Source organism: Bradyrhizobium sp. Kon56, from assembly GCF_055807635.1.
Window position 1 is genome coordinate 1 of sequence record NZ_JBVVOU010000204.1, and the last position, 367, is coordinate 367.

Below are 367 nucleotides of genomic sequence, written 5' to 3' on the forward strand. Positions count from 1 at the left end.
GCTTCCGCGACCAGTTTCACCGAGACCAGAGCCTGCGGGTTGACTTGTTTAAGGTCGAAAATCAGCTGCGACAGGTCTTCAATCGAGTAGATGTCGTGGTGCGGCGGTGGCGAGATCAGCGTCACGCCGGGTACCGCATAACGCAGCTTGGCGATCAGACCGTTGACCTTGCCGCCTGGCAACTGGCCGCCTTCACCGGGCTTGGCGCCCTGGGCGACCTTGATCTGCAGCACTTCGGCGTTGACCAGGTATTCCGGGGTTACACCGAAACGGCCGGTAGCCACCTGCTTGATTTTCGAGCTTTTGAGCGTGCCGTAGCGCGCCGGGTCTGCGCCGCCTTCGCCGGAGTGGGAACGCGCGCCCAGGC

At 62.9% G+C, this 367-nt stretch carries 1 protein-coding gene; it reads right to left on the reverse strand.

The features are described from left to right. Positions 1-367, reverse strand: a 367-nt coding sequence (locus AC0L3B_RS38645; protein ID WP_473382903.1) for a glutamate synthase-related protein, incomplete at both ends; no start/stop codon positions are given.